This window comes from Acidovorax sp. (genome assembly GCF_046291265.1).
Taxonomy (GTDB): domain Bacteria; phylum Pseudomonadota; class Gammaproteobacteria; order Burkholderiales; family Burkholderiaceae_C; genus Acidovorax.
In genome coordinates this window covers 20,220-46,440 of sequence record NZ_JBKBTV010000025.1, presented here as the reverse complement: position 1 = coordinate 46,440, position 26,221 = coordinate 20,220, and the positions used below count along the sequence as shown (strand labels likewise).

Sequence of the window (26,221 nt, the reverse complement as noted above, 5' to 3'; positions counted from 1 at the left end):
GCATCATAAGACCATGCAGAACTGGAAAAGGCGCTTACGCGCCAGTGGCATTCACCTGGGTATCAGCCTTTGCATTGCGGCTCTGGCTGCGGCTCTTGTTTTTGGATTATGGTATCCATACCCCTACCGAGAAATATCGGGTGGACGAACGCTTTTTATGTTGGTGGCGGGTGTGGACGTCATCATGGGACCCCTGATCACGTTGATCATCTTCAACAGGGCCAAACCCCGGCGAGAGCTGGTGATGGACTTTACTGTCGTGGGCTTGCTGCAGGTGGCCGCTCTCAGCTACGGCTTGTGGACCGTATTCGTTGCCCGCCCAGTACATCTGGTTTTTGAGTACAGCCGTATGAGCGTAGTCCACGCCATCGATATTGACGCAGGGCTGCTGACTAAAGCCCCAGCATCGCTGCAAAAGCTCCCTGTTGCTGGTCCCACAATTATTGCGCTAAGGCCTTTTAAGAACCCTGCAGAGCAATTTGACGCAACGATGGCAGCAATTGGTGGCCATTCGCTCTCTGCCCGAAGCGACCTCTGGCAGCCCTATGCCAGCAGTACGGAGGACATCCTCAAGGAATCCAAGCCAGCTTCTGACCTGCATATGCGGTTTGCTAACCAGACCGCATTGATTGATCGCGCGATTGAAGGGACAGGCAAGCCGGTTACCCAGCTACGCTACCTACCTTTGGTAGGGCGTGACAACGCGTGGACCGTGTTGCTGGATGCGACCACGGCAGCACCCTTGGGGTTCCTTCCTATCGACTCTTTTTAGTACAAATTTTCATGCTCTACAGAGGCCTAGCGCCCATATCAAGAGCACTACTAGCTCTCATTTTGGGAGCTAATTTGCTGACCTGCGGTGCATCAGCCAATGCGCAAACCACACTCCCTACCTTGGGAGATGGAAGTGATCTCACCACCAGCGCCGAACGTCGCCTTGGCGACCGCATCATTCGCGAACTCTACCGCGATCCCGACTATATTGATGATCCAGTGCTGTCAGAGTACGTACAGAGCATCTGGCAACCGCTAATGTCTGCAGCGCGGAATCGGGGAGAGTTGTCGCCAGAGCTGGACGAACGGTTTGCGTGGGAGATCCTGCTGGGTCGCGACAGAACCGTCAATGCGTTTGCCCTGCCAGGCGGGTACCTGGGTGTGCACCTGGGTCTTATCGGGGTAGTCACCACAAGGGACGAACTCGCGTCGGTGCTGGCTCATGAGCTGAGCCACGTTACACAGCGCCACATTTCACGCCTCATCACCCAGCAGAGCAAGCAGACTCCTCTCTTGCTGGGCGCCATGATTCTGGGCGCGCTGGCGGCCAGCAAGAACCCGGGAGCGACTCAGGCGCTCGTTGTGGGCGGGCAGGCTTTGGCCATGCAGAACCAGCTCAATTTCTCCCGCGAGATGGAGCGGGAGGCAGACCGCATCGGCTATGGGCTTATGGCGCCTGCGGGGTTTGCGACGCAGGGTTTTGTATCCATGTTCGACAAGCTGCAGCGGGCCAACCGCCTGAACGACAACGGCTCATGGCCGTATCTGCGCAGCCATCCGCTGACGACTGAGCGGATGGCGGACATGCAATCGCGTATTGCTCCCGGCACGCCCGCCGCCACGTCGGCGACCAGCGCCATGCTGGAGCATGCCATGGTCGCGGCACGGGCACGTGTGTTGTCCAACCCAGGGGTCGATGCGCTTCGCCAGTGGGTTGCCGAGCCCCAAAGCACGGGCTTTGCGGGTCAACCGGTTGCCCGTCGCGCGGCGGCGCTGTACGCAGCCGCGTTGGGAAGCAGCCAGTTGCGAGATGCGCCAGGCGCTCGCATCGCAGCCAAGAAACTGGATGAATTGGTGTTGCAGGATGCGGCAGCGCACAGATTGGCGCAGCTGCTGCACGCAGAGATTGAGCTGGCGGCGGGGGATGCGGATGCCGCGCTGAGCGCCTTGCCCGCTGGGAACGCTACGACACGCAGGCCCGAGCTGGGATTGCGGACGCAGGCCTTGCTGCGCACTGGGCGTGTGGCTCAAGGAACCGGCGCACTACAAACCTGGGTGGCCACGCACGCCCGGGATGCTGCCGCCTGGCAATGGCTGGCGACTGCCTGGCAAGCGCAGAACCAGCCGCTGCGAGCGATACGTGCGGAGGCCGAGGCCCACGCGGCCCGGTACGACTATGCCGCGGCAGTAGACCGATTCAAGGCGGGCCAGGACGTGGCGCGCCGCGGAGGCGCGGCGGCAGACCACATTGAGGCGTCCATCATCGACACGCGGCTGCGTGCCGTGGAGCTACTTCTTCGAGAACAGACCGCCGAGCGCTGATTCGATCAGCACACCCAGCACGGTGTAAATCAGCGAGCCCACCAGCGCCGCGATAAAACCGCTGACCTGGAACCCGCTCAGCACTGTGGCCGCAGCCCAGAACATCAGGGCATTGATCACAAACAGGAACAGACCCAGGGTGACGATGGTGACGGGAAGTGTCAGCAACACCAGCACCGGCCGCAGCACCACGTTGAACAGGCCGATGACAAAAGCCGCGATCAACGCCGAAGTGAAACTCTGCACTTCGACGCCGCTGTAGACATAAGCCACAAACAGCAGCGCTGCGGCGCTGAGCAACCATTTGATAAGAATTTTCATGGCGGGAGAATAGCACCGGGCTGAGCCTGGACCATGACGGCCGCGGCTTGCGCGGCAAGTTGCCCCTTTGAGCGATCTTGAACCGCTACCTGCGGACTACTCGATCGCCAACATCCACAACGCGCCACAGCCTGTCAACAAGCTGCCCAGCGTGCCGGGCAACGACGACCACCGAGGCTTGGCCACGGCAGGTTCTTGCAGGACATCCATCTTGGGACGGCGCGCGTCCAGCACCTGCGCGGCGACCGCTTCTTCCGCCTGCAATTGGTCGGTCAACTCAGTCAAGGGGCCTTTCGCCACCAAAGTGGTGACGCGGGAGCCAGACAGGGGCAGCATCGGGACGATCTGGGCAAACAGCTTGTCGGCCCACTTGGCGCGCCAGTTCTCACGGGCGCTGTGGCTCACCCATTTGCTGATGCGGTGCGTCATGCGCGGCGCGCACGCCACCAAAACCCAGCGCGTGTCGGCCGCGGCCTCGCGGGCCAGCAAGGGGGCGAGTATCTGCTGCGCATAGGCTGCGTCGTCCACATACACAATGACTCTGTCCATACCACCTCCAGATGAGGGGCCAGCAACAAAGGGGGCAACATGCCCCCTTTGTATCAGCCCGTTCGTCAGCCAGTTCGCCAGTTGCTGGCGATTTCAGGTGCTCGATCAGCCCTGCGCAGGGGCCGCAGCGGCGCGGCGGGCCAGGATGGCCTTGCCAATCACAAACACCAGCAGCGCACCTGCGGCGCTGGCACCGTAGCGGATCACGTCGGTCTGCGCAATCTTGAACATCCACTGCCACTTGTCGGGGTTAGCGAACACGGGGTCGGTGACCAGCATGCCGCCAGCAATCCAGCCCAGCAGCATGCCGCCCAGGATGATGATGAACGGAAACCGGTCCATCAGCTTGATGACCAGCTGGCTACCCCACACGATGATCGGGATCGAGATCAACAGGCCCAGCACCACCAGCAGCATCTGGTGGTCACCGGCGTTCTGCGCGGCGCCCGCGATGGCGATCACGTTGTCCACGCTCATTACCAGGTCGGCCACGATGATGGTCTTGATGGCAGCAAACAGCTTGTCGCTGGTTTCCATTTCGCCGTGGCCCTCATCGTCCGGTGCCAGCAGCTTCACACCAATCCACACCAGCAGGATGGCGCCGACAAACTTGAGGAACGGCAGTGCCAACAACGTCATCGCAAAGGCGATCAGGATCACGCGCAGGATGATGGCACCCGCGGTGCCCCAAATAATGCCCTTGGCGCGCTGGGCGGGAGGCAATTTGCGGCAGGCCAGTGCAATGACCACCGCGTTGTCGCCACCCAGCAGGATGTCGATGATGATGATCTGGCCGAGTGCAAGCCAGAACGCAGGCGAAGACAAAAAGTCCATAAATTCCTCAGTATCAATGGGCAAAGGGACGGGTTGGCCGCCACTGTAGCGCCGAGTCCGTCCCAGGGATAGGGTTTTGCAGTAAGCAGATCAAGGGCGTGCCGCACAAGGGCTGAGACAAGTGAAGGACGGCCTTGATCAGCCCACAACGGGCCCATCAAAGGTCTTGCTCGGCCCAGCGCCGCTGTGTGCGCTGAACCCGGACCGCCGGAAGCTGTGCTTCGTATTGACGACGGTGCCGATGCCGTGCCGCCCATTTGCCATGGCTTGCATGGAAGAGAAGCACGTCGGGAGCTACTCCCCTTCGAAGCAGCGATTGGAACATTGCCAGCGCGGGCGCGCAAGTGCGGGGCGATTGTGGAAAGTGCGTACGCCACCCTGCAGATTGATCGACGGCAGCCAATCCCTGGGCTGGGACAGGATCAAAGCTGCCATTGCCAACGCACGCCGCGCCGATAACAACACCGCTGGCGTGCCCCCGGCTGGCGGCTATGATCCAGCCCCCTCGCGCAATCCCGTCCCATGGCCGCCATCCACATCACCGACATCGAAGCTGCCATCAACCACTGGCGCAGCCGCGCTCCGTCGCCCGATGGCATCACCCTGGCGCCCGCGTTGCGCGCGCTCGCCGAGGTCTATGCGTTGATGGTCTATTGGCACGAGGATGAGGCGGATGAACGCAGCTTTCCGCCCGAAGCCCTGGCCGCCTGGCGCGTGTGGTACGACTCCACGCCCGATACGCCGTGTATCGCCATCTGCTCCACCAGCCAGGGCGACGATCTGTGCAAGGGGTGTGGCCGCACCTTTGACGAAGTTCAGTTCTGGCCTGGAATGTCTCCGGCAGAAAAGCGCTCCGTGTGGCGCCGCATCACGCTGGAGCATTCCGCCTGGCGCTTCAACCGCTACGCGGAGCGCGCAGCAGAGGGCCCCTCCGCCGGACCGGCTTCGGATACGACCTCACCCTGAGCCTGCAGCCGTCCACACGATGGAACGACAGAGGTTTGCCGTGCCGCAGGGTTGATAGGCCTGTACGCGCCAGCCTCAAACCGCTATGGTGAAGTCCATGCTGCGCCTGACCCAAGCCCCCAACATCGCGATTGCCACGCTGTGGGCGGATCTGTTGTGTGAGGCGGGCATGACGGCCTCGGTGCAGCGCCAGTACCTGGGGGCCGCTGCCGGACACCTGCCACCGGACCAATGCCTGCCCGAGATCTGGCTGGACCATGACGAACACGCCACCCGCGCCCGGGCCTTGCTGCAGGACCTGCAAGACCTGCCACAGCGCCACTGGGTGTGCCAGTGCGGCGAAACCGTAGAAGGTGGTTTTGAGCAGTGTTGGCAATGTGGCACGCTCATGCCACGCGATTGAACCTGAAACTATTGTTTTGATAGCTGGTAGCGATTACCAGTAAAGCGTTAGAGCCTGTTTTTACCAATATTTTCAGTCACTTCCAACGCACGGGCTCCACATGCACGCTGCCCTGGGTGCTGCTCAGCGTGATGGCGCCTTCTTGCACCGTGGCCTGCAGCTGCATGCTGCGTTCTGCCAGTTGCGCCAGCGCTTGGGAGGCCTCGGTCGGAATGCGCCACACCTGCAGCTTCTCCAGCCGCGACAGCTTGGTCTCGATGCCCTTCCACCAGATCTCGGCCGCGTGGTTAAAGCAATAGACCAGCACCGAATCGGCCTTGCTGCAGGCTTTGGTGAGCGGTTTGTCTTCAGGCTGGCCCACTTCGATCCACACGCGTCGGCGACCGGTGAAGTCGGTGAGTGACGCATCCGGATCGTCCGGGTCCGACAGGCCTGCGCCAAACGCCAGCGTGGCGTCGCCATTGCACAGATCGTTGAGCTGGTGCGCGGCAATGGCCAGCGCGGTCAGCCGGATCATCATGCGTTCGTCGGTCTCGCTCGGGTGGCGGGCCAGCGTGAGCGCGTGGTCAGCGTAGTAGCCGTGGTCAATGTCGGCGATCTGGAGGTTCGCTTTGAATATTGTTGATTTGATCGCCATTCTCAGCGGGTTCCTTCGAGTAATACTTCTACATCTGCCGTCTTACTTCGACGTTTTTCAATGACATATCGTGCAGAGAAACTGCCCAGACGTGCTGCGGTTTGCAATGCATCTTCGGCAGCAGGATTTTTCAACACGTAAAGTGCGCGGAATCGCTCGAACCAAATTCGCGGCTCATCTTGGAGCAACATTCGCTCAGCGATATCCAGATCAGAAAGCGCCTCCGCAGGACGACCTGTGCGAGTCAATGTAGTAGCCCGTGCGATGTAATAACTAGAGTTCTTGGGGTTTAATTCAATCGCTTTGCTGATATCTGCCAACGCCCCATCAGCATTGCCTTGCTGGAACCGCTCATTGCCACGGTTAAAAAATATGCGACTTGCTCCAGCAACTTCAGGTTTAGGCAACTTCGCGGCAGCGTCTTCCCAAAGTGCCGCCCGTGAGGAAAAACTCTCAAGACGATCTCGAGACTGTATAAACAGAAAGGGAGTCATCAGAATAAAAATGGCAATAAGCCATTGCCACGAAAAATGCTTCACAAGAGCAGCGAGCAACGCAGCATACCCAATTGCCCAGATATAGCTTCGATACAGCACATAGGGCTCCTGAAAGCGTACAAGACTAAACTCAACCAGAAACAATAAGGCACTGAATACGAGGCTAAATGCAACCAAGCGGTATTTACCCTTCCAAAGTGCCAGTATTGCGGCCACAAGTGGAACAACTGCGAAAAAAGCCAGTTGCAGCCAGGCACGCACATGGGTCCAAGGCTCCAAGAAATCGACTCGCAAATCTGCGGACATGCGGGCAGTTGAGGGCAGGAGCCACTGAAACCAATAGTGAAAATAGAGTTGGGCCTGCGTGTAGGCCGAAAACAGCCACTGCTCACCCGCACCGCTGAATGCAGGAAGGCCATAGATTTCCCCTGCAAGATCACTCAGCCTAGGCTCGTAGGGCTGCCCCACGAACCCCATTCCGACGCTGAATACCAGCGCGATTGCAGGCAAATTAGCACAGAGAAACGTCGCACAGACGGACACCGTCCGTCCGTCGATACGGCCCAAAAGCAAAACAAGCGACAACGCGGCAAAGGGGACCGTCACTGAATGCTCTTTGCACAACATTGCCAAAGATGACATCAACGCAGCGCGCAATGCGCGCACCAAACTACCTTCCTGCAAGGCCATGAGTAAATAGCGCAAGCTGACGAGCGAGCACAGGGTTGCCATCACCGTGGTGCGCTGAATCAGGTAACCAGCCGCATACACAGCCACCGGATGCGCCACAAACAGAACGGCCAGCAGCGCGGCAACAGCAGATGCCTGTTTCTCGGCCATCTCCGCTGGCAGTGACGGATTTGAATCCACCACCAGCATTTGCTTCAGCAACCGGTAGAGCTGCCAAGCAACCAACGCATGGAGCACCAGGCTAATTAGCCGATGCGCCTCCATGTTTCCGAACTGTGTTTGAACCCACCCAAGGGTGAAATACGGCAAGGATCGGGTCACCAACTCCCAAGGCGCTATGGCAGCCGTTGTGAGTCGCGATGAGAAAAAGAGATTGCCGTCATCAAAAACAAACGGATTCTCGAGATAGGGCCAATACAACACTGAAGCAACCGCAGCGATGACAACAGCAACAACTACAGTAAAAGAGGATTCTCTCCACCAGCGCACTTGCAAAATGGGCATTTTCATGAGCACCTTCGCATCGTGACGCCTGTCTCCACGACTGCGGACACCACTAAACCCGGCGCGCCAGTTCTGCGGCCTTGCCGACGTAGCTTCCCGGTGTCATCGCCAGCAGCCGGTCTTTTTCGGCCTGCGGGATTTCCAGCGATCGGATCAGCCCGTGCAGCGCCTCGGCCGTCACGGTCTTGCCGCGGGTGACTTCCTTGAGCTTTTCGTACGCGCCTTGCACACCAAAGCGGCGCATCACCGTCTGGATGGGCTCGGCCAGCACTTCCCAAGATGCGTCCAGGTCTTCGGCCAGCGCTTCTTCGTTCAGCTCCAGCTTGTTCAGGCCCGCCAGCAGCGACGCATAAGACAGCGCGGCATAGCCCAGCGCCACGCCCATGTTGCGCAGCACGGTGCTGTCTGTCAGGTCACGCTGCCAGCGGCTGATGGGCAGCTTTTCGGACAGGTGCTTGAGCAGCGCGTTGGCCAGACCCAGATTGCCTTCGGCGTTTTCAAAGTCGATCGGGTTGACTTTGTGCGGCATGGTGCTGGAGCCAATTTCACCCGCCTTCAGGCGCTGCTTGAAGTACCCCAGGCTCACATAGCCCCAGATGTCGCGCGACAGGTCGATGAGGATGGTGTTGGCGCGCGCCACAGCATCGAACAGCTCGGCCATGTAGTCGTGTGGCTCGATCTGGATGGAATAGGGCTGGAAGGTCAGGCCCAGGCCCAGGGGTTCGGGCGTTTCGATGACCTTTTGGCTGAAGGCTTCCCAATCGAAATCGGGCCAGGCGGACAGGTGGGCGTTGTAGTTGCCCACGGCGCCGTTCATCTTGCCCATGATCTTGACGGCGGCGATGCGTTCGCAGGCCGTCTGCAGGCGCATGACCACGTTGGCCATCTCCTTACCCACGGTGGTGGGGCTGGCCGTCTGGCCGTGGGTGCGGCTGAGCATGGGCACGTCGGCGTAGGCGTGCGCCATTTCGCGCAGTTTGAGCACGATGCGGTCGAGGCCAGGCAGCACCACCTGGTCGCGGCCGGAGCGCAATTGCAGCGCGTGGCTGGTGTTGTTGATGTCTTCGCTGGTGCAGGCAAAGTGCACAAATTCGGAGGCTTTTTCCAGCTCGGGGCGTGCTTCGAACTTGCTCTTGATCCAGTACTCCACGGCTTTCACGTCGTGGTTTGTTGTTTTTTCGATCTCTTTGATGGCCGCCGAGTCGGACTCGGAGAAGTTCTTGATCAGGCCCAGCAGGTAGGCGCGGGCACCGGTGGTCAGAGGCTTGAACTCGGCAAAACCGGCGTCGGACAGCGCGATGAACCACGCCACTTCGACCTGCACACGGCGGTGCATGTAGCCGTGTTCGCTCATGATCGGGCGCAGGGCGGCAAGTTTGCTGGCGTAACGGCCGTCAAGCGGCGACAGGGCGGTAATGGTGGACAGGCTCATGGCGCGCCATTGTAGGCGTGGCGTGTAGGTGCCCCTTCTGCGTCAGCTTCGGTTGGGCGGCTCCCGATAGAATCAAAGTCAATTGTTCAGCTACCCCCGCGCACTGGAAGACAAACCATGAAATTGATCGGAGCCATCACCAGCCCTTACGTCCGCAAGGTGCGGATCGTGATGGCCGAAAAAAAGCTCGACTACCAGTTCGTACAGGAAAACGTCTGGGCAGACGACACCGCCATTGCCACGTCCAACCCGCTGGGCAAGGTGCCGTGCCTGGTGATGGAAGGTGGCGAGGCCGTTTTTGACTCGCGCGTGATCGTGGAGTACCTGGACACGCTGTCGCCAGTTGGCAAGCTGATTCCGAGCCAAGGCCGTGAACGCGCCGAAGTGAAGACGTGGGAAGCGCTGGCCGATGGCGTGATGGACGCTGGAATTTTGGCCCGGCTGGAAGCCACCTGGGCCCACCGCAAAGACAGCGAGCGCAGCCAGGCCTGGATTGACCGCCAGCTGATCAAGGTGAACGACGGCCTCAAGTCCATGAGCCAGGGCCTGGGCGACAAGCCGTTTTGCAGCGGCATCCACCTGAGCCTGTCCGACATCGCTGTGGGCTGCGCGCTGGGCTGGCTGGAGTTTCGTTTTCCCGAAATCGCCTGGCGCAACGAGTACCCCAACCTGGGCAAGCTGCTCGACAAACTGGCGCTGCGCGCAAGTTTCGCAGACACCAAGCCGTACTGACCTGCGCCCCGCGGGTGAGAAGCGGCCGGTGCTGCCGCAAAGTCTGGTGATGATGCCCCCTTGACCTGCCGTATGCTACGGAGCTTATGAACGAAATGGTTCAAAACCCTTCGAAGGCAGCCAGTGTGCGCGCCACACGACAACGCGCAGCCCGGGATGCAGCGGCCACACCCGGTGCCGACCGCGTGCGGGTGAACGACCCCGACCGCACCATGGCGAACATCCTGCAGGTGGCCACGGCTGAGTTTGCAGACAAGGGCCTGGCGGGCGCCCGCATTGACGAGATCGCAGCGCTGACCAGCACCAGCAAGCGCATGATCTACTACTACTTTGGTAGCAAGGAAGGTCTGTATGTGGCGGTGCTGGAGGATGCCTACCGGCGCATCCGGCGCATTGAATCCGAACTGCATCTGGAGGACTTGGCGCCTGAGCAAGCGTTGCGTACGCTGGTGGGTTTTACGGTGGACTACCAACTTGCCAACCCCGACTTCATCCGCTTGGTGATGAATGAAAACATGCACCGGGGCGAGTTCATCAGCCAATCCACCACCATCCAGGAACTCAACATCCCCGTCATTCACGCGGTCCGCAATGTGTACGAGCGCGGTGTGGCCTCTGGCGTGTTTCGCCCGGATGTAGACCCGGTGGATCTGCACATGTCGATCTCGGCACTGTGTTTCTTCAACGTGTCCAACCGCCATACCTTTGGCGCGATCTTCAAGCGCTCGCTCGACAGCCCCGCCGCCACCGCGCAGCGCCGGGAATCGATCATCGAGATGATCGTGCGCTTTCTGCGGCCCTGAACAGGGCCCCGCGACACGGCGTGGACACCCGCTTGGGGGCCACGAACCCGGGCGACTGCTCTGCGTTCCGCTACGGCGATGCAGACGTGCACATTCCCAACCTCCGCGCTTGACCGCCCTTCAGGGTTTGCACCTAGATCAAATACTAACCAGTTCGTACAAAATTATTTCCGGCGCATCAATCACTAGAACGGAGACACCATGTTTGCACTGGCCGACCGCGTGCTGCGGGCATACACCCGCGCGCTGGATGTCTTGGCAGGCCTGTGCCTCGCCATCATGGTGGTGCTGGTCTTTGGCAATGTGGTGCTGCGCTACGCGTTCAATTCCGGCATCACCGTCTCCGAGGAACTCTCTCGCTGGCTGTTTGTATGGCTGACCTTCATGGGCGCCGTGGTCGCCCTGCGCGAACATGGCCATCTGGGGGTGGATGCTCTGGTCTCCCGCCTGCCCACACTGGGCAAAAAGATCTGCCTTGTGATCGCGCAGGTCGCCATGCTGTACGTGTCCTGGCTGCTGCTTTCGGGCAGTTGGTCGCAGGCAGTCATTAACTGGGAAACCGAGGCTCCCGTGACGGGCGCTTCGGTCGGCATCTTCTACGGTAGCGGTGTGCTCATGGGCGCCTCGGCCATCGTGATTTTGCTGCGCGACCTGCTGCGCACGCTGTTTGTCCCGCTGGCCGATCACGAACTGATCATGGTGCAGGAGAGCGAAGAGGCCGCTGCGCTGGAGCAGATCCAGCGGGATGTGAAAGCGGCGTCCGACACCCCCCCCGGCGCGAACAAGCCCTGACGACAACCAGCCCGGAACACTCCATGACCGTCGCGATTTTCCTCGGCTCCCTGCTGGTGGCCATGGCCATTGGCATCCCTATCGCCTATGCGCTGCTGCTCAGCGGCGTGGCGTTGATGTGGCACCTGGATCTGTTTGATGCGCAGATCCTCGCGCAGAACGTGATCAATGGAGCCGACAGTTTTCCGCTGCTGGCGGTGCCGTTCTTCATGCTGGCGGGCGAGATCATGAATGTGGGCGGCTTGTCGCGCCGCATCGTGAAACTCGCCCTCGCCCTGGTGGGCCACATTCCCGGCGGCCTGGGCTACGTGGTCATCATGGCGGCGGTCATTCTGTCGGCCGTGTCGGGTTCGGCGGTGGCCGATGCCGCGGCACTGACGTCGCTGCTGCTGCCCATGATGGTGGTCGCGGGCCACAACAAGGAGCGCTCGGCGGGCCTCATCGCCTCGGCCGGGGTCATTGGGCCCATCATTCCGCCGTCCATCGGCTTTGTGATCTTTGGCGTGGCGGCCAATGTGTCCATCAGCAAGCTGTTCCTCGCGGGCATCTTTCCCGGGATGCTGCTGGCCCTGTCGCTGGCGCTCACCTGGTGGTGGCTCGGCCGCCGCGAAAACGTCACCCCGCCCCCGCGTGCCACGCGCGCCGAGCTGGCCTTTGCCGCACGCGAAGCGGGCTGGGCGCTGGGCCTGCCCATCATCATCCTGGTGGGCCTGCGCATGGGCGTCTTCACACCCACCGAGGCGGCGGTGGTGGCTGCGGTGTACGCGTTGGTCGTCTCGATGGTGGTGTACCGCGAACTCTCGTGGCGCCAACTCGCTGGCATCTTTCAGGTGGCCGCGCGCACCAGCGCCGTGATCATGTTCCTGGTGGCCGCGGCCATGGTGTCGGCCTGGCTCATCACGGTGGCCGACCTGCCCTCCAAGGTCATCAGCCTACTGGAGCCCCTCATGGGCAACCCCACCCTGCTGCTCGTGGCCATCATGGTGCTGGTCATGGTGATCGGCACAGCCATGGACATGACGCCCACCATCCTCATCATGACGCCGGTGCTGATGCCGGTGGTCAAGGCCGCAGGTATCGACCCGGTCTACTTCGGCGTGCTATTCATCATCAACAACTCCATCGGCCTCATCACCCCACCCGTGGGCACCGTGCTCAATGTGGTGGCCGGGGTTGGGCGGATCTCCATGGGGCAGGTGACGCGCGGCGTCCTGCCTTTCATGCTGGCGCAGTTTGTGGTGATGTTCCTGCTGGTGATGTTCCCTTCGCTCGTCACCGTGCCTCTGCGCTGGCTTGGAGGGTGACGCCCTTCAGCCGTATCAGCTGCCCCTTTTTCTGCCCGCCAACAACCATAGGAGACATCCATGAAACTCATGAAAACCCTGCTCGCCACGGCCCTGGTCGCCGCATCGCTGCTGCCTGCCGCCCACGCGCAGGAGCGCACCATCAAGTTCGCGTTCCAGAACCAAAAGGAACACCCCCAAGCCCAGGGCGCGCAGAAGTTCGCCGACCTGGTTGCCGCCAAGACCAATGGTCGCATCGCCGTCAAGCTCTTCCCGGGCGGCACACTGGGGGGTGACCTGCAGACTGTGTCGGCACTGCAAGGCGGCACGGTGGAGATGACCGTGCTCAACGCGGGCATCCTCTCGGCCCAGGCCAAGGAATTCGGCATCTACGACTTCCCCTTCCTGTTCGCATCCCCGCAAGAAGCAGATGCAGTGACCGACGGCCCCTTCGGCAAGAAGCTGCTCGACAAGCTTGCATCCAAAAACCTGGTGGGCCTGGGCTACTGGGAGCTGGGTTTCCGCAACCTCACCAACAGCAAGAAGCCCATCACCAAGGCCGAAGACATTGCGGGCCTGAAGATCCGCGTGATTCAGTCGCCGATCTACATCGACATGTTCAACGCACTGGGCGCCAACGCCGTGCCCATGCCCTTCCCTGAGCTGTACACCGCCATGGAGCAAAAAGCCGTGGACGGTCAGGAGAACCCGTTCTCCACGATCCTGTCGTCCAAATTCGCCGAGGTGCAAAAGCACCTGACCATCACGCGCCACATGTACAACCCCCAGGCCGTCATCCTGAGCAAGAAGTTCTGGGACAGCCTGAACCCCGCCGACCAGAAGGCGGTGACCGAAGCCATGGCCGAGGCCACCACCTTCCAGCGCAGCGTCTCGCGCTCGCAGGCTGACGTGGCGCTGGAAGAACTCAAGAAGGCGGGCATGCAGGTCACCGAATTTTCTCCCGCAGAGGTCGACAAGCTGCGCGCCAAGGTGAAGCCCGTGGTGGAAAAACACAGTGAAAAGGTCGGTGCGGAGACCGTTCAAGAGGTCTATGCCACGTTGGCCAAACTGCGCGGCGGCAAGTAATCTGGACGCAGCAGCCCGTGCGCTGCCTTACGGCAACACCGCCCCGGCAGCGCACTTCCACAGCAGTCCTCTCTTCCCATGAGCACCCCGCTCCCTGATCCTCCGGTCAACCCCACCACCACGCCCGCCATGTCTTCCACAAGCCCCCGCAAGGTGCTGATCGGGCTGATCGGCGCCGGCATCCAGAAGTCGCTGTCGCCCGCTCTGCACGAAGAAGAGGCACGGCACCACGGCATGCGCCTGCACTACCAGCTGATTGACCTGGACCGCTCGGCCTCATCGGCCGAACAGCTGCCGATGTTGCTGTCGGCCGCACGCATCATGGGCTACGCCGGGTGCAACGTCACCTACCCGTGCAAACAGGCGGTGATCCCCTGCCTCGACCGCCTGTCTGAAGAAGCGCAGGCCATGGGCGCCGTCAACACCGTGGTAGTGCAAGACGGCCAGTTGGTGGGGCACAACACCGATGGATCGGGCTGGGCCTGGGGTTTTACCCGTGCGCTGCCCGGGGCCGACCTCCGCCGCGTGGTGCTGCTGGGCGCGGGGGGCGCGGGCGCCGCCATTGCGCATGCCGTGCTGCGATTGGGGGCACAACACCTGAGCATCGTCGATGCCCAACCCGAACGGGCCGCGCAGCTGGCTGCCGATGTGAACGCGCTTTATGGCGCGCGCGCCGAGGCCGCTGAGATCCGCTCGGCCATGGCGCAGGCCACCGGCCTGATCCACGCCACGCCCACGGGCATGGACAAGCTGCCCGGGCTGCCGCTCGATGTGGCGTTGCTGCGGCCTGCCATGTGGGTGTCCGAGGTGGTGTATTTCCCGCTCGACACCGCGCTGGTGCAAGCAGCGCGGGCGCTGGGCTGCAGGGTGTCGGACGGCGGTGGCATGGCCGTGGGCCAGGCCGTAGGCGCCTTCGAGCTGTTCACCGGCGAAGCCCCTGACGCCGCCCGCATGGACGCCCATTTCCGCCGCTTGGTCAGCGCACGCTGACCGATCACCACCGCACGCAATCACACACCCGCCAAGGAGTCGAACCCATGAGCACCCCACTGATGGCCACCCGCGAAGCGCTGGGCGAACTGCCCAATCCTCTGGGCCTGCAGGGCGTCGAGTTCATCGAATACGCCACCAGCCGACCGCAGGCACTGGGCCAAGCGCTGGAGCGGATGGGCTTTCAGCCGGTGGCGCGGCACCGCTCGCGCGAAGTGCTGCTGTACCGACAGGGCGACATGAACATCATCGTCAACGCCCACCAGGACAACGAACGCACCGGCGTACACGCGCCACCAGCGCTGACGGAAGCCCCGGTGCTGACCGCCATTGCGTTTCGCGTGGGCAATGCCGCTGCCGCCTACCGCCGTGTGCTGGAACTGGGCGCCTGGGCGGTGCACACCGAGGTCGAGGTGATGGAGCTGAACATCCCCGCCATCCACGGCGTGGGATCCAGCCGCATCTATTTTGTGGACCGGTTCAAGGAGTTCTCGATCTACGACGTGGACTTTGTGTCGATCCCTACCGTGGCGCCTCCACCCGCAGTGCTGGCCGGGTTGCATCTTTTCGGCGTGGTGCAGTACATCGGCCTGGGCCGCGCGCAGGACTGGATTCATTTCTACGCAGAGTTGTTTGGCTTTGCCGAGCTTTCGCCGGAACAATCGTTTGGCGTACTCACGCATGGCCGCATTCTGGCCAGCCCCTGCGGCACGCTGCACTGGCAGCTGATTGAACCCCTCGTGGATGCCATCGACGCCGACCCCGAGGAGCTGCTGCAGCGCGTGGCCTTTGGCACGCCCGATGTGCTGGCCACCGTGAACGCGCTGCGCGCGCGGGGCGTGGACTTTGTCGAGTCGCCCACCGGGGTGCACACCGGCACGCGCGGGGCCCTCACGCGCGCCGATGCTGGCTCGCCCAGTTTCGAGTTGGTGCTGGACGCACGCTAAGCCTGGAGAGCCCCATGCGCACATCCACCATGCAACGCAACGTCGCCGACTTCGGCATGGACACCATCAGCCTGGCCGGTCCGCTCGAAGCCAAACTCGCCGCCGTCAAGGCCGCTGGCTTTGGCCAGATCATGCTGGCCGCGCGCGACATCGTGGGCCATCCGCAAGGCATCGAAGCGGCCGTGCACGCCGTGCGCAACAGCGGCCTGCGCGTGACGGGGTTCCAGGTGCTGCGCGACTTTGAAGGGCTGTCGGGCCACTTGCACAGCTACAAGGTGGACATTGCCAAGCAGATGATCCTGATGGCGCGCGACCTGGGAGCGCCCGTGCTGCTGGCCTGCAGTTCCACGTCGTCGCACGCTACAGCGGATGCCGAGGCCATTGCCCGCGACCTGCGCAAGCTGGCCCTGCTGGCGCTGCCGCACGGCATCCGCGTGGCGTTTGAAGGGCTCTCGTGGGGGCGGCACATCAACGAGGTCCACCAGGCCTGGGCAGCGGTCGAACAAGCCGATTGCCCCAACCTCGGCCTGGCCGTGGATTCGTACCACCAGTTCGCCACCAGCACACCGCTGGCGGCGCTCACGGATGTGGATCCCGAGAAGATCTATCTGGTGCAGCTCTCGGACTTCATGTGGCAGGAGACCCCCACGGTGCAGGATCGCATCGACACGGCACGGCACTTTCGCGTGTTCCCTGGCGAAGGCGTGCACAGCCAGGCGCTGGCCGAGCTGGTGCGCACGCTCGATGGCATGGGTTACCAGGGCGACTACAGCTTTGAAGTCTTCAACGACGACTACCAACAGCTACCGTTGCCTTATGTGGCGCAGCGTGCGTGGAACAGTGCGCTGTGGCTGGCAGAAGGTGTGCTGCAGCGCGCGGTGCCGCTGCCGGGGCACCCGCGCATCAAAACGCAGGCGTGACCAACACACCCACGGTCAACTGTTGGCGCGCTTCTTGAGCCAGCGCATCAGCGTGCCCACCAGGGGCAGCTTCTCGTACAACTCTTCGGCGGCATCCCAATAGTCGCGGTGCAAGGTCACCAGGCCCTGCGCGTCCAGCACCAGGTGCGAAGCGCCCCGCACCGTCTGCGTCACGCCTTTTTCAAAGCCCTTGAAGGCAAACAGAAAATCCCAGGTCAGAAAACACTGCTGCCCCTGCACCACGCGGCCGGTGACCACAAAACGCGGCTGCTCCAGCGACTCGAACATGTGGGCAAAGATGGCCTGGATGGCGGGCACGCCCAACACCTCATTGAACGGGTCCTTGAACCGCGCCTGCGGCGCATAGAGCTGGCCGATGGTGGCCAGGTCGGCCGGTGAGAGGTTTTCAAAGAACGCGATGACGCGCGTGACGGCCTCTTCGGTAGCAGGAGCGGTGTAGGGCGGCAGCATGGGTAATTCAAAGGCCTGTGAACTTGCGGACCGCCGGAAAGTACCACCGGTACGGCAGCACACGCAGCAGTTTCATCACCCGCGTAAAGCGCTTGGGGAAGTGGATGTCGAAATGCCCCCGGTCCCAACCTTGCACGATGGCCGCCGCCGCAGCCTCGGGCGATATCAGCGCGGGCATTGTGAAATCATTGCCAGCCGTGAGCGGCGTGGCCACAAAGCCGGGGTTGATCACACTCACGCCCATGCCCAGGTCGTGCAGATCCAGATACAGCGCCTCGGCCAGGTTGATGAGCGCCGCCTTGGTGGGCCCGTAAGCCAGGCTCTTGGGCAGGCCCCTGAAGCCTGCCACGCTGCTGATGACGCTCACATGCCCCGGGCGCCCGGCCTGCGCCGCTGCCAGCATGGCGGGCAACACGGCGGCCAGCACATGCAGCACACCGTTGTAGTTGATCTGCTCGTGGCGCAGCACCACGGCCAGGTCAAAGTCGGTGGCGCGCATGTCGCGGTAATAGCCTGCGCAGTAGCACACCATGTCGGGCGCCCCGCCCGCCAGCACCTGCGCTGCGGCGGCTTGCACCTGCTCGGGCTCTGCCGTGTCAAAGGCCAAGGCCATGCTGCCAGGGTACTGGGCCACGAAGGCGTCCAGCGCATCGCCACTGCGCGCCGACACGATGACCTGGGCGCCGCGCGCATGCAGCGCCGCCGCCGTCGCCCGGCCGATGCCGCTGCTGGCCCCGATGAGCCAGGCCCGTCGGCCATGCCAGTCGCGCAGGGGAGGGTTGAGGCTCATGGTGCGCGTTTGGTGAAGGACAGCGTGATTTCGCCCAGCCGAAAGCCGAACTTGCTCATGGTGGCGCGGTTGAGCATCACACGGTCGTCGATGAGGTACATCCAGTCGTCCAGGTCCACGTTGTAGACCTTGCCATCCACCGGCAGGGCTAGCGTGTAGTTCCAGCGGAAGGCGTTGCCGCGCGTTTGCCCGTTGGCCGTGCCCACCACGTCATCGGCGGTGCCGGTGTAGCGGCCATCGGCATGTTTGCTCAGGCGCCAGATGCGGCGCTGCGTGGTGCCGTCCGAATAGGTGAACGCCTCGTCCAGAACACCCTCGTTGCCCTTCCACTCGCAGACCATGACCACGGTGAAACGTTTGACGATCTGGCCGCTGCGGTCCTGGAAGATGCCGTAGGCGTCGATCGTGCCGGTGAAATACTGGGCCAGGTCCAGCACCGGTTTTTCGCTGGCGTAGCCATCGATGTTCTGGCTGGCGCAGCCGGACAGCACCACGGGCGCCGCCACAGCGGCGGAGAGGAGGAGACGTCTTTGCATCATGGTGAGGGCCTTCGGTTCAGAGGTCGTGTTCAGGAAATCGGCGCAGCGGGGGGCGCCGCAGGATGAGGGCATACAGCGCGGCCGCCGCGAGCAGCTTGAGCACGCAGGGCAGCACCGCGTAGGCCAGGCCCAGGGTTTGCAAACCGTCTTCGCTGCGGGTTCCGGGGGTGTAGCCCACCCAGCCCAGCAGGGGCAGCGCCAGGCCTGCGGCCAGCGCCAGATTGAGCTTGGTGGCAAAGTTCCACCAGCCAAAGTACGCACCTTCGTGCTGGCCGCTGTCGCCCTCGGCCGCAATCACGCCCGCCAGCAGCGCGCTGGGCAGGGCCAGGTCGGTGCCCAGTGCCACGCCCGAGAGCGCGCAGACCACCAGGAACGGCACCACATCGCCCGCGCCCAAAAATGCGGTCCAGACAAACACCGCAATCGCCAGCAGCATGCCCACCAGCCAGGTGCGCGCCAGGCCAAACCGCGCTACGGCGCGCAGCCACAGCGGGATCGACAGCGCAGCAAAAACGAAATACGCCGCCAGAAACATCGGCTCCTGCGCGGGCGGCGCCTGCAAGCGGTCCTGAATAAAGAACAGCACCAGCGTGGCCGGGATGGCGCTGGCGATGCCGTTGAGCATGAACACCGCCAGCAGGCGGCGGAAGGCCGGGCGCCCCCAGGGCCGCCACAGGCTGGCGCGCTGCGGTGGGCGGTAGACCCCTGCCACCGCACCCGTGTGGGCGGCAGGGCGTGGCGCCCGCGTCCAGGCCCACCAACCCATCAGCAAGGTGATGGCAAACACACTGAGCATGACCGGCAGCCCCAACAGCGCGGGCAGCACCGAGGCCAGCACCACGCCGACCAGTGCAGCCCCCTCACGCCAGGCCACGACGCGGCCGCGCTGCAGCTCGTCGCCGCCCAGGCGCGCGCCCCACGACTGGTGCGCAATGCTGAGCTGGCTGTAGGCCGTGTAAGTGATGAGCAAAGCCACCAGCGCCCAGGCTATCAGCGCATCGGGCGCGCGTACCGCCGGAAAAAACAGGCTGGTCAGCCCCAGCGCCAGCACCGTGGCCGACACCGCCCCCACCGCCAGCACCGCGCGCACCGATCGGCCAAACAGGTAGTCTGACAGGCGCCCCAGCAGCGGGTCAGAAACGGCGTCGAACAACCGGGCCGCCAGCAGCACAGCGCCCAGCGTGGCCAGCGGCATGCCGAACTCACGCGCGTAGTGGTTGGGCAGCAGCACGTACAGCGGCAGCGCCACAAACGCCAAGGGCAAGCCCAGCAGCCCATAGGCCAGCCCTTCGCTGGCGCGCAGCGGCTGGGCTGGGGTCATGGTTGACCCGCAGTGCGGGGGGCGGCGATCAGCTCGGCACGCAGACCCGGCTCAGAGGTCTGCGGCGACAGCCAGATGCCAAAGAACAGGCGCGCGAACTCGGCGTCGGGCACCTCGCCCACCACACGGCCTCCCATTTGAAACACCGCACCACCGCCCGGCTGGTACACACCCAGCAGCCGGTCTCCCGGTTTCACGTCCGGCAGGGCCTCCTGCAGCAACTGTTGCCACCGTGTGGCTTGCTGGGCGCTGAAACTGCCCACGCGGCGCATCTCTTCAATCGACCGCTTGGCAATGGCCTCGGCCGTGAAGTTGCGTTGGTAGGTCAACTCCAGCGCCAGCGGATGGGCGCCGTAGTTGTCTGCGTCAAACCCCGGCTGCACCCACAAGCGCGCACGGTAGATGTCAAAACCCAGAAACCGCAGCGTGCCCTGGCCCGCCATGCGCGCGCCTGCCAGGGGCGTGGTCGCAGGCCCTGCTGTGGCTGCAGCGGGCGTGTTGGCCTGCGCTACCTGCGCCCCTGCCAAATTTGAATGAAAAACGGCTGTAGCGCTTATCAGTAAAGCGGTAGTAGCTATACTTTTCATAGTAAACACCTTTCCGCCGTCAGTCTTTGACCAGCGTGTACTGCACCAGGTCGATGTTGCTCATCGCAAACGCCGCTTCGCAATACGCCAGGTAGAACTCCCAGATGTGCATGAAGCGCTGGTCAAAGCCCAGCTGCAGAATCTGCGTGCGCTGTGCCAGAAAACGTTCTCTCCAGCGTTTGAGGGTCTCGGCGTAGTCCTGGCCAAAGGCGAATTCATCCACCACGCGCAGGCCCGCGGCCTCGGCCTCGCGGCGGAACTCGCGCGGGCAGGGCAGGCAGCCGCCCGGGAAGATGTACTGCTGGATGAAATCGGTGGAGCTGATGTAGCGGTCAAACAGGCTGTCGTCGATGACGATGCTCTGGATGCAGGCCTTGCCGCCCGGTTTGAGCAGGCGGTGGACCGACTGGAAGTAAGTGGGCCAGTATTCGCGGCCCACGGCTTCCACCATCTCGATGGAGCAGATCGCGTCGTACGGGCCGTCCTGGATGTCGCGGTAGTCCTGCAGCCGCAGATCGGCCTTGCCTTGCACGCCATGGGCGGCCATGCGTTTTTGTGCAAACGCCAATTGCTCGGTGGACAGGGTCACGCCCGTCAGCGATGCGCCGAACTCGGTGGTCGCCATTTCAGCCAACGCGCCCCAGCCGCAGCCGATCTCCAGTACGCGGTCACCGGCCTGCACACCCGCCATGCGCAAGGCGCGGCGCACCTTGGCGTGCTGGGCCGTGCGCATGTCGCCACCCGCGTCGCCTTCGAACCAGGCGGACGAATAGTTCATCGTGTCGTCCAGCCACAGCTCGTAAAACGCGTTGCCCAGGTCGTAGTGGGCGTGGATGTTCTTCTGGCTGTTGCTGCGCGTGTTGCGGTTGAGCAGGTGCTTGATGCGGTACAGCAGCCGCCCCGCCCAAGTGCCATAGATCACACCTTCGACTTGCTGGCGGTTGGCGACAAAGAGCTTGAGCAGGTCGGTGAGGTGGGGCGTGGTCCAGTCGCCCGCGATGTAGCTCTCGGCAAAACCGATGTCGCCCGACCGGAGCGCGGCGCTGCACACGTTCCAGTTTTTGAGCGTGATGGCGGCCGACGGCCCATTGCCATGCCCAAAGTGCTGCAAGGTGCCGTCGGGCAGCTGCACCGTGAGGTGGCCGTGCTGCAACCGTTGTAGGAGCTTCAAGGCCGTGCGCGCTGCGGCAGGCGTGCCCTGGGGCAGCTCGAGCGCTGCGCGTTGTGCGGTGGTCGTGGAGGTGTTCATGGCGGTCTTCTCGTGCATGGGCTCAGCAGGTCACTTCAACGGGTCACGATGGAGGCGGGTGCCTCGGGCTTTCGATGGAAACGCACGCGTTTGAGCCACAGTTGCAGCGCGTGCCAATGGATGCGGGCCACGATGGCCAGCGTCATGGCCGGGTAGCCCCACAGCGCCTGGCGCAAGGTGCGGGCGTTGGCGGGCTGCAGCGTGCCGCTCACGCTGGTCTGGATCAGCGGGCCGCTGGCGTCGTCGTAATCGATGCGCGCCACGGTACGGCCTGCGTCTTGCGTATGCTGCGTGGGCTGTATATGGGCCTCGGTGCGCATGAAGCGGAAACGGTAGCCACCGCTCACTTCACAAAAAGGCGACACATGAAACACCTTGCGTGCCTGTTGTTCCATGCCGTACTGCGGTGCATCCAACAGATAGCAATGGCGCTCGCCAAAGGTGTTGTTCACCTCGACCACGATGGCGCGCAGGCTGCCGTCCGTGCGGTGGCAGTACCAAAAACTCACGGGCTTGAAGGTGTAGCCCAACACCCTGGGATAGCAGTGCAGCCAGACCTCGCCTGTCGCATCGTCAATGCCTTCCGTGCGCAGCAAAGAATCCAGCCACGCCAGAGCCCCGCCCTGAGAGGCGCTACGGCCGTCACCATGGTCCACATCATGAAAGCTGATGGCACCGCGGCGGTTCACCGCCAACTCGGTCTGTACGCCCGCCAAACTGCGCATCGGCAGCATGAGGAAAAACGTGCGGTAAGCAAATGCATGCTTTTTGGGCCGCAACCGCGTGTGGCGCACCTGGCCGAAGCCGATGAGCGGCACCACGGGCGCGGCGGAATGGCTCACGCAGCCTCCGCCAAAGGAGCCGGCATGGCGGCCAGCAATTGCTCTGCCACCGCCAGACCCGATTTGAGGCCGTCTTCATGAAAGCCATAACCTGTCCACGCACCGCAGAACCAGGTGTGCTCACGCCCCTGGATCTTGCCAAGCTGCTGCTGCGCGCGAATCGCGGCCATGTCGAACACCGGGTGGGCGTACTCATAACTGCCAATGACATGTTCGGGCGCGATGTCGCGCACGGGGTTGAGCGACACCACCACGGGCTGGGCAAACGGCACCGGCTGCAGCTGGTTGATGAGGTAGTGCAGGCACACGCGGGCTGATTCGCGGCTGCGTTGCTGGGCACGTTCGTAGTTCCACGCAGCCCACGCAGCGCGGCGCTCGGGCAGCACCGAAGTGTCGGTGTGCAGCACGGCACGGTTGGCCTGGTAACGAATCGACCCAAGCACCGCCCGCTCTTGTGTTGTGGGCTGGGCCAGCAGCGCGAGCGACTGGTCGGAATGTGTGGCCAGCACCACCTGGTCGAAGTGCTCGACCAAGCCATCCGTCACCACGCGCACGCCCGCCGCATCGCGCTCGATGCGTCGCACGGGCGTGGACAAGCGCTTGTCGGCAATGCCCGCGACGATCTTGTCGACGTAGTTCCGCGCGCCACCCGCCACCGTCCACCACTTGGGGCGGTTGCTGACCTGGATCAGGCCGTGGTTGTGGCAGAACCGGATCATGGTGGCCACCGGGAACTTGAGCATCTGGTCGGTGGGGCAGCTCCAGATGCAACCGAGCATGGGCAAAAAGTACCAGTCGCGGAAAGCATCACCAAACCGGTGCTCGCGCAAAAAGTCGCCCAAGGGTTGCATCAACGCCGTATCGGCCTTGGCCTCAGCAATGCGGGTGCACAGCTTGTTGAACCGCAGCAGGTCGCGCAACATGCCCAGAAAGCGGGGATTGAGCAGGTTGGACCGCTGGGCAAATACGGTGCTCAGGCTGGTGCCGCTCCACTCCAGAGCGCGGGAGCCCACAGCGCCTGGCACTTGCACCGAGAACGACATGTCCGATTGGGCCGTCTCTACCCCCAGCTCGGCCAGCAAGCGGATCAGGTTCGGGTAGGTGCGCTCGTTGAACACTAGAAAGCCGGTGTCCACGCCGTGGGTGACGGGGGCGCCGGAGGCATCTGGCAGCGTGACATCGACCGTGTGGGTGTGGCCACCAAAGTAGTCGCCCGCTTCATAGAGCGTCAGATCCGCCTGGCCACGCAACTGGTGCGCGACGGAAAGGCCTGAAATGCCGGAGCCGATGATGGCGATTTTCATGACCGGCTCCCTCTGGCCGGTGCACGGAATAAAAAGGTTGCGAAGCGTCCCGAAACGAATAAGAGAGGGAGGGAGGAGAAGCGCTCCAGGAGGTCAGTCGGAACCCGGGGGCCCGAAAGGCTTCGCAACGTTAAAACTGTACGACGCGCAATCGTGTTGCGCAAGGAATAGAGTGAGGCCTGCGCCGCGAAGTTCCAGAGCTCGCGGTGGTTTTTTTTAAAGAAACGTAAAGAAAACATCACGATCACCGGGGCGCAGCCGCTGCCAGTTGCTGCTCGATCGCTCGCACCAGCCCCTTGTTGTCCGGCCCGGTCAGGCTGGAATAGTTGTCCACCAGCTTGCCGTCGCGGCCCAGCAGGTATTTGTGGAAGTTCCAGCGTGGGGCGGTGCCCGACAACTCGGTGAGCTGGCGAAAGAGCGGCGAGGCATCGGCCCCTTTCACGCTGCTTTTGGCAAACATCGGGAATTTCACGCCAAACGTGTTTTCGCAGAACTCCGCAATCTGCTGGTTACTGCCCGACTCTTGCGAAAAGTCATTGGACGGGAAGCCCAGCACCACCAAACCTTTGTCTTTGTAGCGGGTGTATAGCTCTTCCAGTCCCTTGTACTGGCCGGTAAACCCGCAAAAACTGGCTGTGTTGACCACCAGCACGACTTTGCCGCTGTACTGGCACAGCGACTGCGGCTTTTCGTCCTGCAACCGGGGGACGGTGTGCTGCAGCGTGGCGGGACAGGCGGGCGAGTCGGCAGCCTGCGCAACCGGAGCCGTCAGCAGGGCGGCGGCGCACAGGCTGCTTGCCGAGAGGAGTCGTGAGAGGAGGTTCATAGGACTTTGGGCGCGTGGTGGGTCCAATTTAACCATTTCATCATTTTTTGTCCATATGAGTTTTTATTTGTACTGAACGGTATACGTGTTCGGACACCGTTTGGATTCAGTTTCCTGACGGGGCGTAGGGATGTTTCGCGCGTCTGCAGCGCCGCCACTTGCTGTGGCGCGCAGAAATTCAGGCCACAACGCGTGTTGTGACCTTGAAACGAAGGGGATTCAGGCGCTGCGCCGTCGACGCAGCGAGCCGGTGATGAGCCGCAAGGGACTCACCACCCTTTCAGACCAGGCTGAGCAGCCGGTCCAGCGGGAGCGTGACCCGCACGTCCTTGAAGGCCACCACGCCAGTGACCTTCCATGGCGGCATGCCCGATTCGCGCGGAATCGGCTCGCCGGTGGGCATACCGTCGCGGTTGGTGACCACGGCCACCCGCGGGGTGGTGGCCGTGGCGCCACGGCGGATCACCACACCCACCTCCTGGCTGGCCAGCCGCACAAAAGCGCCGGGGGGGTATACGCCCAAGGTTTTGACCAGCGCCGCCCCCATCTCGTCGACCTTGTGGTCTTCGTCGTAGTAGCTCGCCTGCATGGCCGCCGTGACGGGCATGGGCGAACGGGCTACACGGGGCGCGAGGCGGGCCCCAAAGATGTCGGCGCGCTGCACCAGGCGGGCCATCTGCTGGGCTTCGGATTTCTTGTCCAGCGGGCCGGGGTTGCGGTGGTGGTGGCAGCGCACGGCCTCCAGCCACAACGGGTCAGCCACGCCCAGCTGGCGCAGCAGCGCCTCGGAGCGGGCCGCGTGGTCTTCCACGCCCGCAATCTGGGCGGCAGTCAAGGGTTGGGTTTGCTGGGCAAGCTGGTCTTGCAGCTCGGTCATCGCGATGTTCATGCTCAGCCCGGCATGCCCTACTTGCTGAACGCGCGCCTCGGGCCAACGCAACATCTCGCGCGCAACCACCATGCACACGCAGCTGACCAGCATCGAATGCGTGGCGCTGTACATGCGCGTTTCCTGGGCCGAGAGGTAAATGAGCGCAAGCAGCGTGGCGTCGGGCGTGTGCTCGCAAAGTCGGTTCAGCTCGTCGTGCAGGGCCTGAAACCGTCCGCCAAAGTCGCTGGCCGAAGGCGCCCGCAGGATCTGTGTGGCGCGCAACTGCAGCTCGGGCCAATCGGGCAGCGTCTTGCCGCCCCGGCCCCGCCCACCCGCGCCATCGGCGGCCGTCATCTTCATCGAGGCAATTTCGCCCAGATTGGTGTCGGCGATCAACATGCGCTGAAGCTGTGCCAGGTAGGCCCGGTGGCTGCCACCCGACTCATCGGTGTCCACACACAACTCGCGGCCCCGCGCCACCATGGTGGCCAGTTCCTCCCGTGTGCGGATGACGTAGCCCTTTTGGGCCAACAGCGCGCCGTCGGCACCCCGCAGCACAAACGGCAGCGGGTGGCCGACCTGGATGGATTCGATGTTGAGGCTGACGAGGTTCATAGTGCTCGCGCCATTATCCAACGCACATCACCCTTCCAAAGCCGGGGCAACCCAGGGGATTGCCCCGCTTTTTGGAAGAAGTTGGCGCATGTGCGCCACCTCCA

The 26,221-nt window shown here is 63.0% G+C and carries 28 protein-coding genes; 12 read left to right on the top strand and 16 right to left on the bottom strand.

All coding sequences use genetic code 11. From position 1 onward, the window contains the following. The first annotated feature begins 13 nt into the window (after positions 1-13). A complete protein-coding gene (gene tfpZ / locus ACK41V_RS11775; protein ID WP_409782381.1) occupies positions 14-772 on the top strand; it encodes a TfpX/TfpZ family type IV pilin accessory protein in 759 nt (252 codons plus the stop codon). An 11-nt stretch (positions 773-783) separates the two neighbouring features. Further along, the gene (locus ACK41V_RS11770) at positions 784-2,316 is read left to right on the top strand and encodes a M48 family metalloprotease (RefSeq protein WP_409782378.1); all 1,533 of its coding nucleotides are present in this window, start codon (positions 784-786) and stop codon (positions 2,314-2,316) included. Here ACK41V_RS11770 and ACK41V_RS11765 read toward each other — a convergent pair. The 3 genes from ACK41V_RS11765 to ACK41V_RS11755 all read right to left on the bottom strand — a co-directional run bounded on the left by ACK41V_RS11765 (position 2,284) and on the right by ACK41V_RS11755 (position 4,020). Then, positions 2,284-2,637, bottom strand: coding sequence for a phage holin family protein (locus ACK41V_RS11765; protein ID WP_409782375.1), 354 nt, complete (start codon positions 2,635-2,637; stop codon positions 2,284-2,286). The genes ACK41V_RS11770 and ACK41V_RS11765 overlap by 33 nt on opposite strands. Before the next feature lie 96 nt (positions 2,638-2,733). Next, complete coding sequence (locus ACK41V_RS11760; protein WP_409782372.1) at positions 2,734-3,186, bottom strand: hypothetical protein; 453 nt, start codon at positions 3,184-3,186, stop codon at positions 2,734-2,736. A gap of 105 nt (positions 3,187-3,291) precedes the next feature. Continuing rightward, positions 3,292-4,020 carry a TerC family protein gene (locus ACK41V_RS11755; RefSeq protein ID WP_409782369.1) on the bottom strand — a complete coding sequence of 243 codons (729 nt, stop codon included), beginning with the start codon at positions 4,018-4,020 and terminating at the stop codon, positions 3,292-3,294. 522 nt (positions 4,021-4,542) lie between these two features. On the opposite strand from ACK41V_RS11755, the gene ACK41V_RS11750 reads away from it, so the two are divergent. Both ACK41V_RS11750 and ACK41V_RS11745 read left to right on the top strand, forming a co-directional pair. After that, positions 4,543-4,986, top strand: a complete 444-nt coding sequence (locus tag ACK41V_RS11750; RefSeq protein WP_409782366.1) for a DUF3717 domain-containing protein — start codon at positions 4,543-4,545, stop codon at positions 4,984-4,986. Between the two features lie 97 nt (positions 4,987-5,083). Further along, positions 5,084-5,389 (top strand): putative signal transducing protein, encoded by a 306-nt coding sequence (locus ACK41V_RS11745; protein WP_409782422.1) that lies wholly within the window; start codon positions 5,084-5,086, stop codon positions 5,387-5,389. 76 nt (positions 5,390-5,465) lie between these two features. Here ACK41V_RS11745 and ACK41V_RS11740 read toward each other — a convergent pair whose 3' ends face one another. The 3 genes from ACK41V_RS11740 to purB are packed head-to-tail and all read right to left on the bottom strand — an operon-like array spanning position 5,466 to position 9,149. Beyond that, entirely contained in the window at positions 5,466-6,026 is a 561-nt protein-coding gene (locus tag ACK41V_RS11740) for a YaeQ family protein (protein ID WP_409782363.1), read from the bottom strand. Between the two features lie 2 nt (positions 6,027-6,028). Continuing rightward, complete coding sequence (locus ACK41V_RS11735; protein ID WP_409782360.1) at positions 6,029-7,723, bottom strand: tetratricopeptide repeat protein; 1,695 nt, start codon at positions 7,721-7,723, stop codon at positions 6,029-6,031. 46 nt (positions 7,724-7,769) lie between these two features. Continuing rightward, positions 7,770-9,149: an adenylosuccinate lyase gene (purB, locus tag ACK41V_RS11730; RefSeq protein ID WP_409782357.1), complete on the bottom strand. Its 1,380-nt coding sequence runs from the start codon at positions 9,147-9,149 to the stop codon at positions 7,770-7,772. A gap of 117 nt (positions 9,150-9,266) precedes the next feature. On the opposite strand from purB, the gene ACK41V_RS11725 reads away from it, so the two are divergent. From ACK41V_RS11725 to ACK41V_RS11690, 8 genes are all read left to right on the top strand, one after another. Beyond that, positions 9,267-9,881 carry a glutathione S-transferase N-terminal domain-containing protein gene (locus tag ACK41V_RS11725; protein ID WP_409782354.1) on the top strand — a complete coding sequence of 205 codons (615 nt, stop codon included), beginning with the start codon at positions 9,267-9,269 and terminating at the stop codon, positions 9,879-9,881. A gap of 86 nt (positions 9,882-9,967) precedes the next feature. Next, positions 9,968-10,684, top strand: coding sequence for a TetR/AcrR family transcriptional regulator (locus ACK41V_RS11720; RefSeq protein WP_409782351.1), 717 nt, complete (start codon positions 9,968-9,970; stop codon positions 10,682-10,684). Between the two features lie 201 nt (positions 10,685-10,885). Beyond that, complete coding sequence (locus tag ACK41V_RS11715) at positions 10,886-11,476, top strand: TRAP transporter small permease (protein WP_409782348.1); 591 nt, start codon at positions 10,886-10,888, stop codon at positions 11,474-11,476. A gap of 23 nt (positions 11,477-11,499) precedes the next feature. Beyond that, positions 11,500-12,780: a TRAP transporter large permease gene (locus ACK41V_RS11710; protein WP_409782345.1), complete on the top strand. Its 1,281-nt coding sequence runs from the start codon at positions 11,500-11,502 to the stop codon at positions 12,778-12,780. A gap of 60 nt (positions 12,781-12,840) precedes the next feature. Then, positions 12,841-13,845 (top strand): TRAP transporter substrate-binding protein, encoded by a 1,005-nt coding sequence (locus tag ACK41V_RS11705; RefSeq protein ID WP_409782342.1) that lies wholly within the window; start codon positions 12,841-12,843, stop codon positions 13,843-13,845. A gap of 78 nt (positions 13,846-13,923) precedes the next feature. Continuing rightward, positions 13,924-14,835, top strand: coding sequence for a shikimate dehydrogenase (locus ACK41V_RS11700; RefSeq protein ID WP_409782339.1), 912 nt, complete (start codon positions 13,924-13,926; stop codon positions 14,833-14,835). A gap of 47 nt (positions 14,836-14,882) precedes the next feature. After that, complete coding sequence (locus ACK41V_RS11695; RefSeq protein WP_409782336.1) at positions 14,883-15,782, top strand: VOC family protein; 900 nt, start codon at positions 14,883-14,885, stop codon at positions 15,780-15,782. Between the two features lie 14 nt (positions 15,783-15,796). After that, positions 15,797-16,702: a sugar phosphate isomerase/epimerase family protein gene (locus tag ACK41V_RS11690; RefSeq protein WP_409782333.1), complete on the top strand. Its 906-nt coding sequence runs from the start codon at positions 15,797-15,799 to the stop codon at positions 16,700-16,702. 15 nt (positions 16,703-16,717) lie between these two features. Here ACK41V_RS11690 and ACK41V_RS11685 read toward each other — a convergent pair whose 3' ends face one another. The 10 genes from ACK41V_RS11685 to ACK41V_RS11640 form a co-directional block, all read right to left on the bottom strand. Then, a complete protein-coding gene (locus tag ACK41V_RS11685; RefSeq protein ID WP_409782330.1) occupies positions 16,718-17,173 on the bottom strand; it encodes a nuclear transport factor 2 family protein in 456 nt (151 codons plus the stop codon). A 7-nt stretch (positions 17,174-17,180) separates the two neighbouring features. Further along, on the bottom strand, positions 17,181-17,963 hold the full coding sequence (locus tag ACK41V_RS11680; RefSeq protein ID WP_409782328.1) for an SDR family NAD(P)-dependent oxidoreductase: 783 nt from the start codon (positions 17,961-17,963) through the stop codon (positions 17,181-17,183). After that, entirely contained in the window at positions 17,960-18,502 is a 543-nt protein-coding gene (locus ACK41V_RS11675; protein WP_409782325.1) for a DUF3833 domain-containing protein, read from the bottom strand. The genes ACK41V_RS11680 and ACK41V_RS11675 overlap by 4 nt, the downstream gene beginning before the upstream one ends. A gap of 16 nt (positions 18,503-18,518) precedes the next feature. After that, complete coding sequence (locus ACK41V_RS11670; protein WP_409782322.1) at positions 18,519-19,823, bottom strand: MFS transporter; 1,305 nt, start codon at positions 19,821-19,823, stop codon at positions 18,519-18,521. Beyond that, positions 19,820-20,350, bottom strand: a complete 531-nt coding sequence (locus ACK41V_RS11665) for a chalcone isomerase family protein (RefSeq protein ID WP_409782319.1) — start codon at positions 20,348-20,350, stop codon at positions 19,820-19,822. Before ACK41V_RS11665 ends, ACK41V_RS11670 begins: the two co-directional genes overlap by 4 nt. Positions 20,351-20,429: 79 nt before the next feature. Next, positions 20,430-21,659, bottom strand: coding sequence for a class I SAM-dependent methyltransferase (locus tag ACK41V_RS11660; protein ID WP_409782316.1), 1,230 nt, complete (start codon positions 21,657-21,659; stop codon positions 20,430-20,432). Positions 21,660-21,694: 35 nt separating this feature from the next. Then, positions 21,695-22,501 (bottom strand): DUF1365 domain-containing protein, encoded by an 807-nt coding sequence (locus ACK41V_RS11655; RefSeq protein ID WP_409782314.1) that lies wholly within the window; start codon positions 22,499-22,501, stop codon positions 21,695-21,697. Then, complete coding sequence (locus ACK41V_RS11650; protein ID WP_409782311.1) at positions 22,498-23,805, bottom strand: NAD(P)/FAD-dependent oxidoreductase; 1,308 nt, start codon at positions 23,803-23,805, stop codon at positions 22,498-22,500. Before ACK41V_RS11650 ends, ACK41V_RS11655 begins: the two co-directional genes overlap by 4 nt. 244 nt (positions 23,806-24,049) lie before the next feature. Next, positions 24,050-24,631, bottom strand: a complete 582-nt coding sequence (locus ACK41V_RS11645; protein ID WP_409782308.1) for a glutathione peroxidase — start codon at positions 24,629-24,631, stop codon at positions 24,050-24,052. Positions 24,632-24,911: 280 nt separating this feature from the next. Then, positions 24,912-26,117, bottom strand: coding sequence for an HD-GYP domain-containing protein (locus tag ACK41V_RS11640; RefSeq protein ID WP_409782305.1), 1,206 nt, complete (start codon positions 26,115-26,117; stop codon positions 24,912-24,914). Positions 26,118-26,221 lie beyond the last annotated feature (104 nt).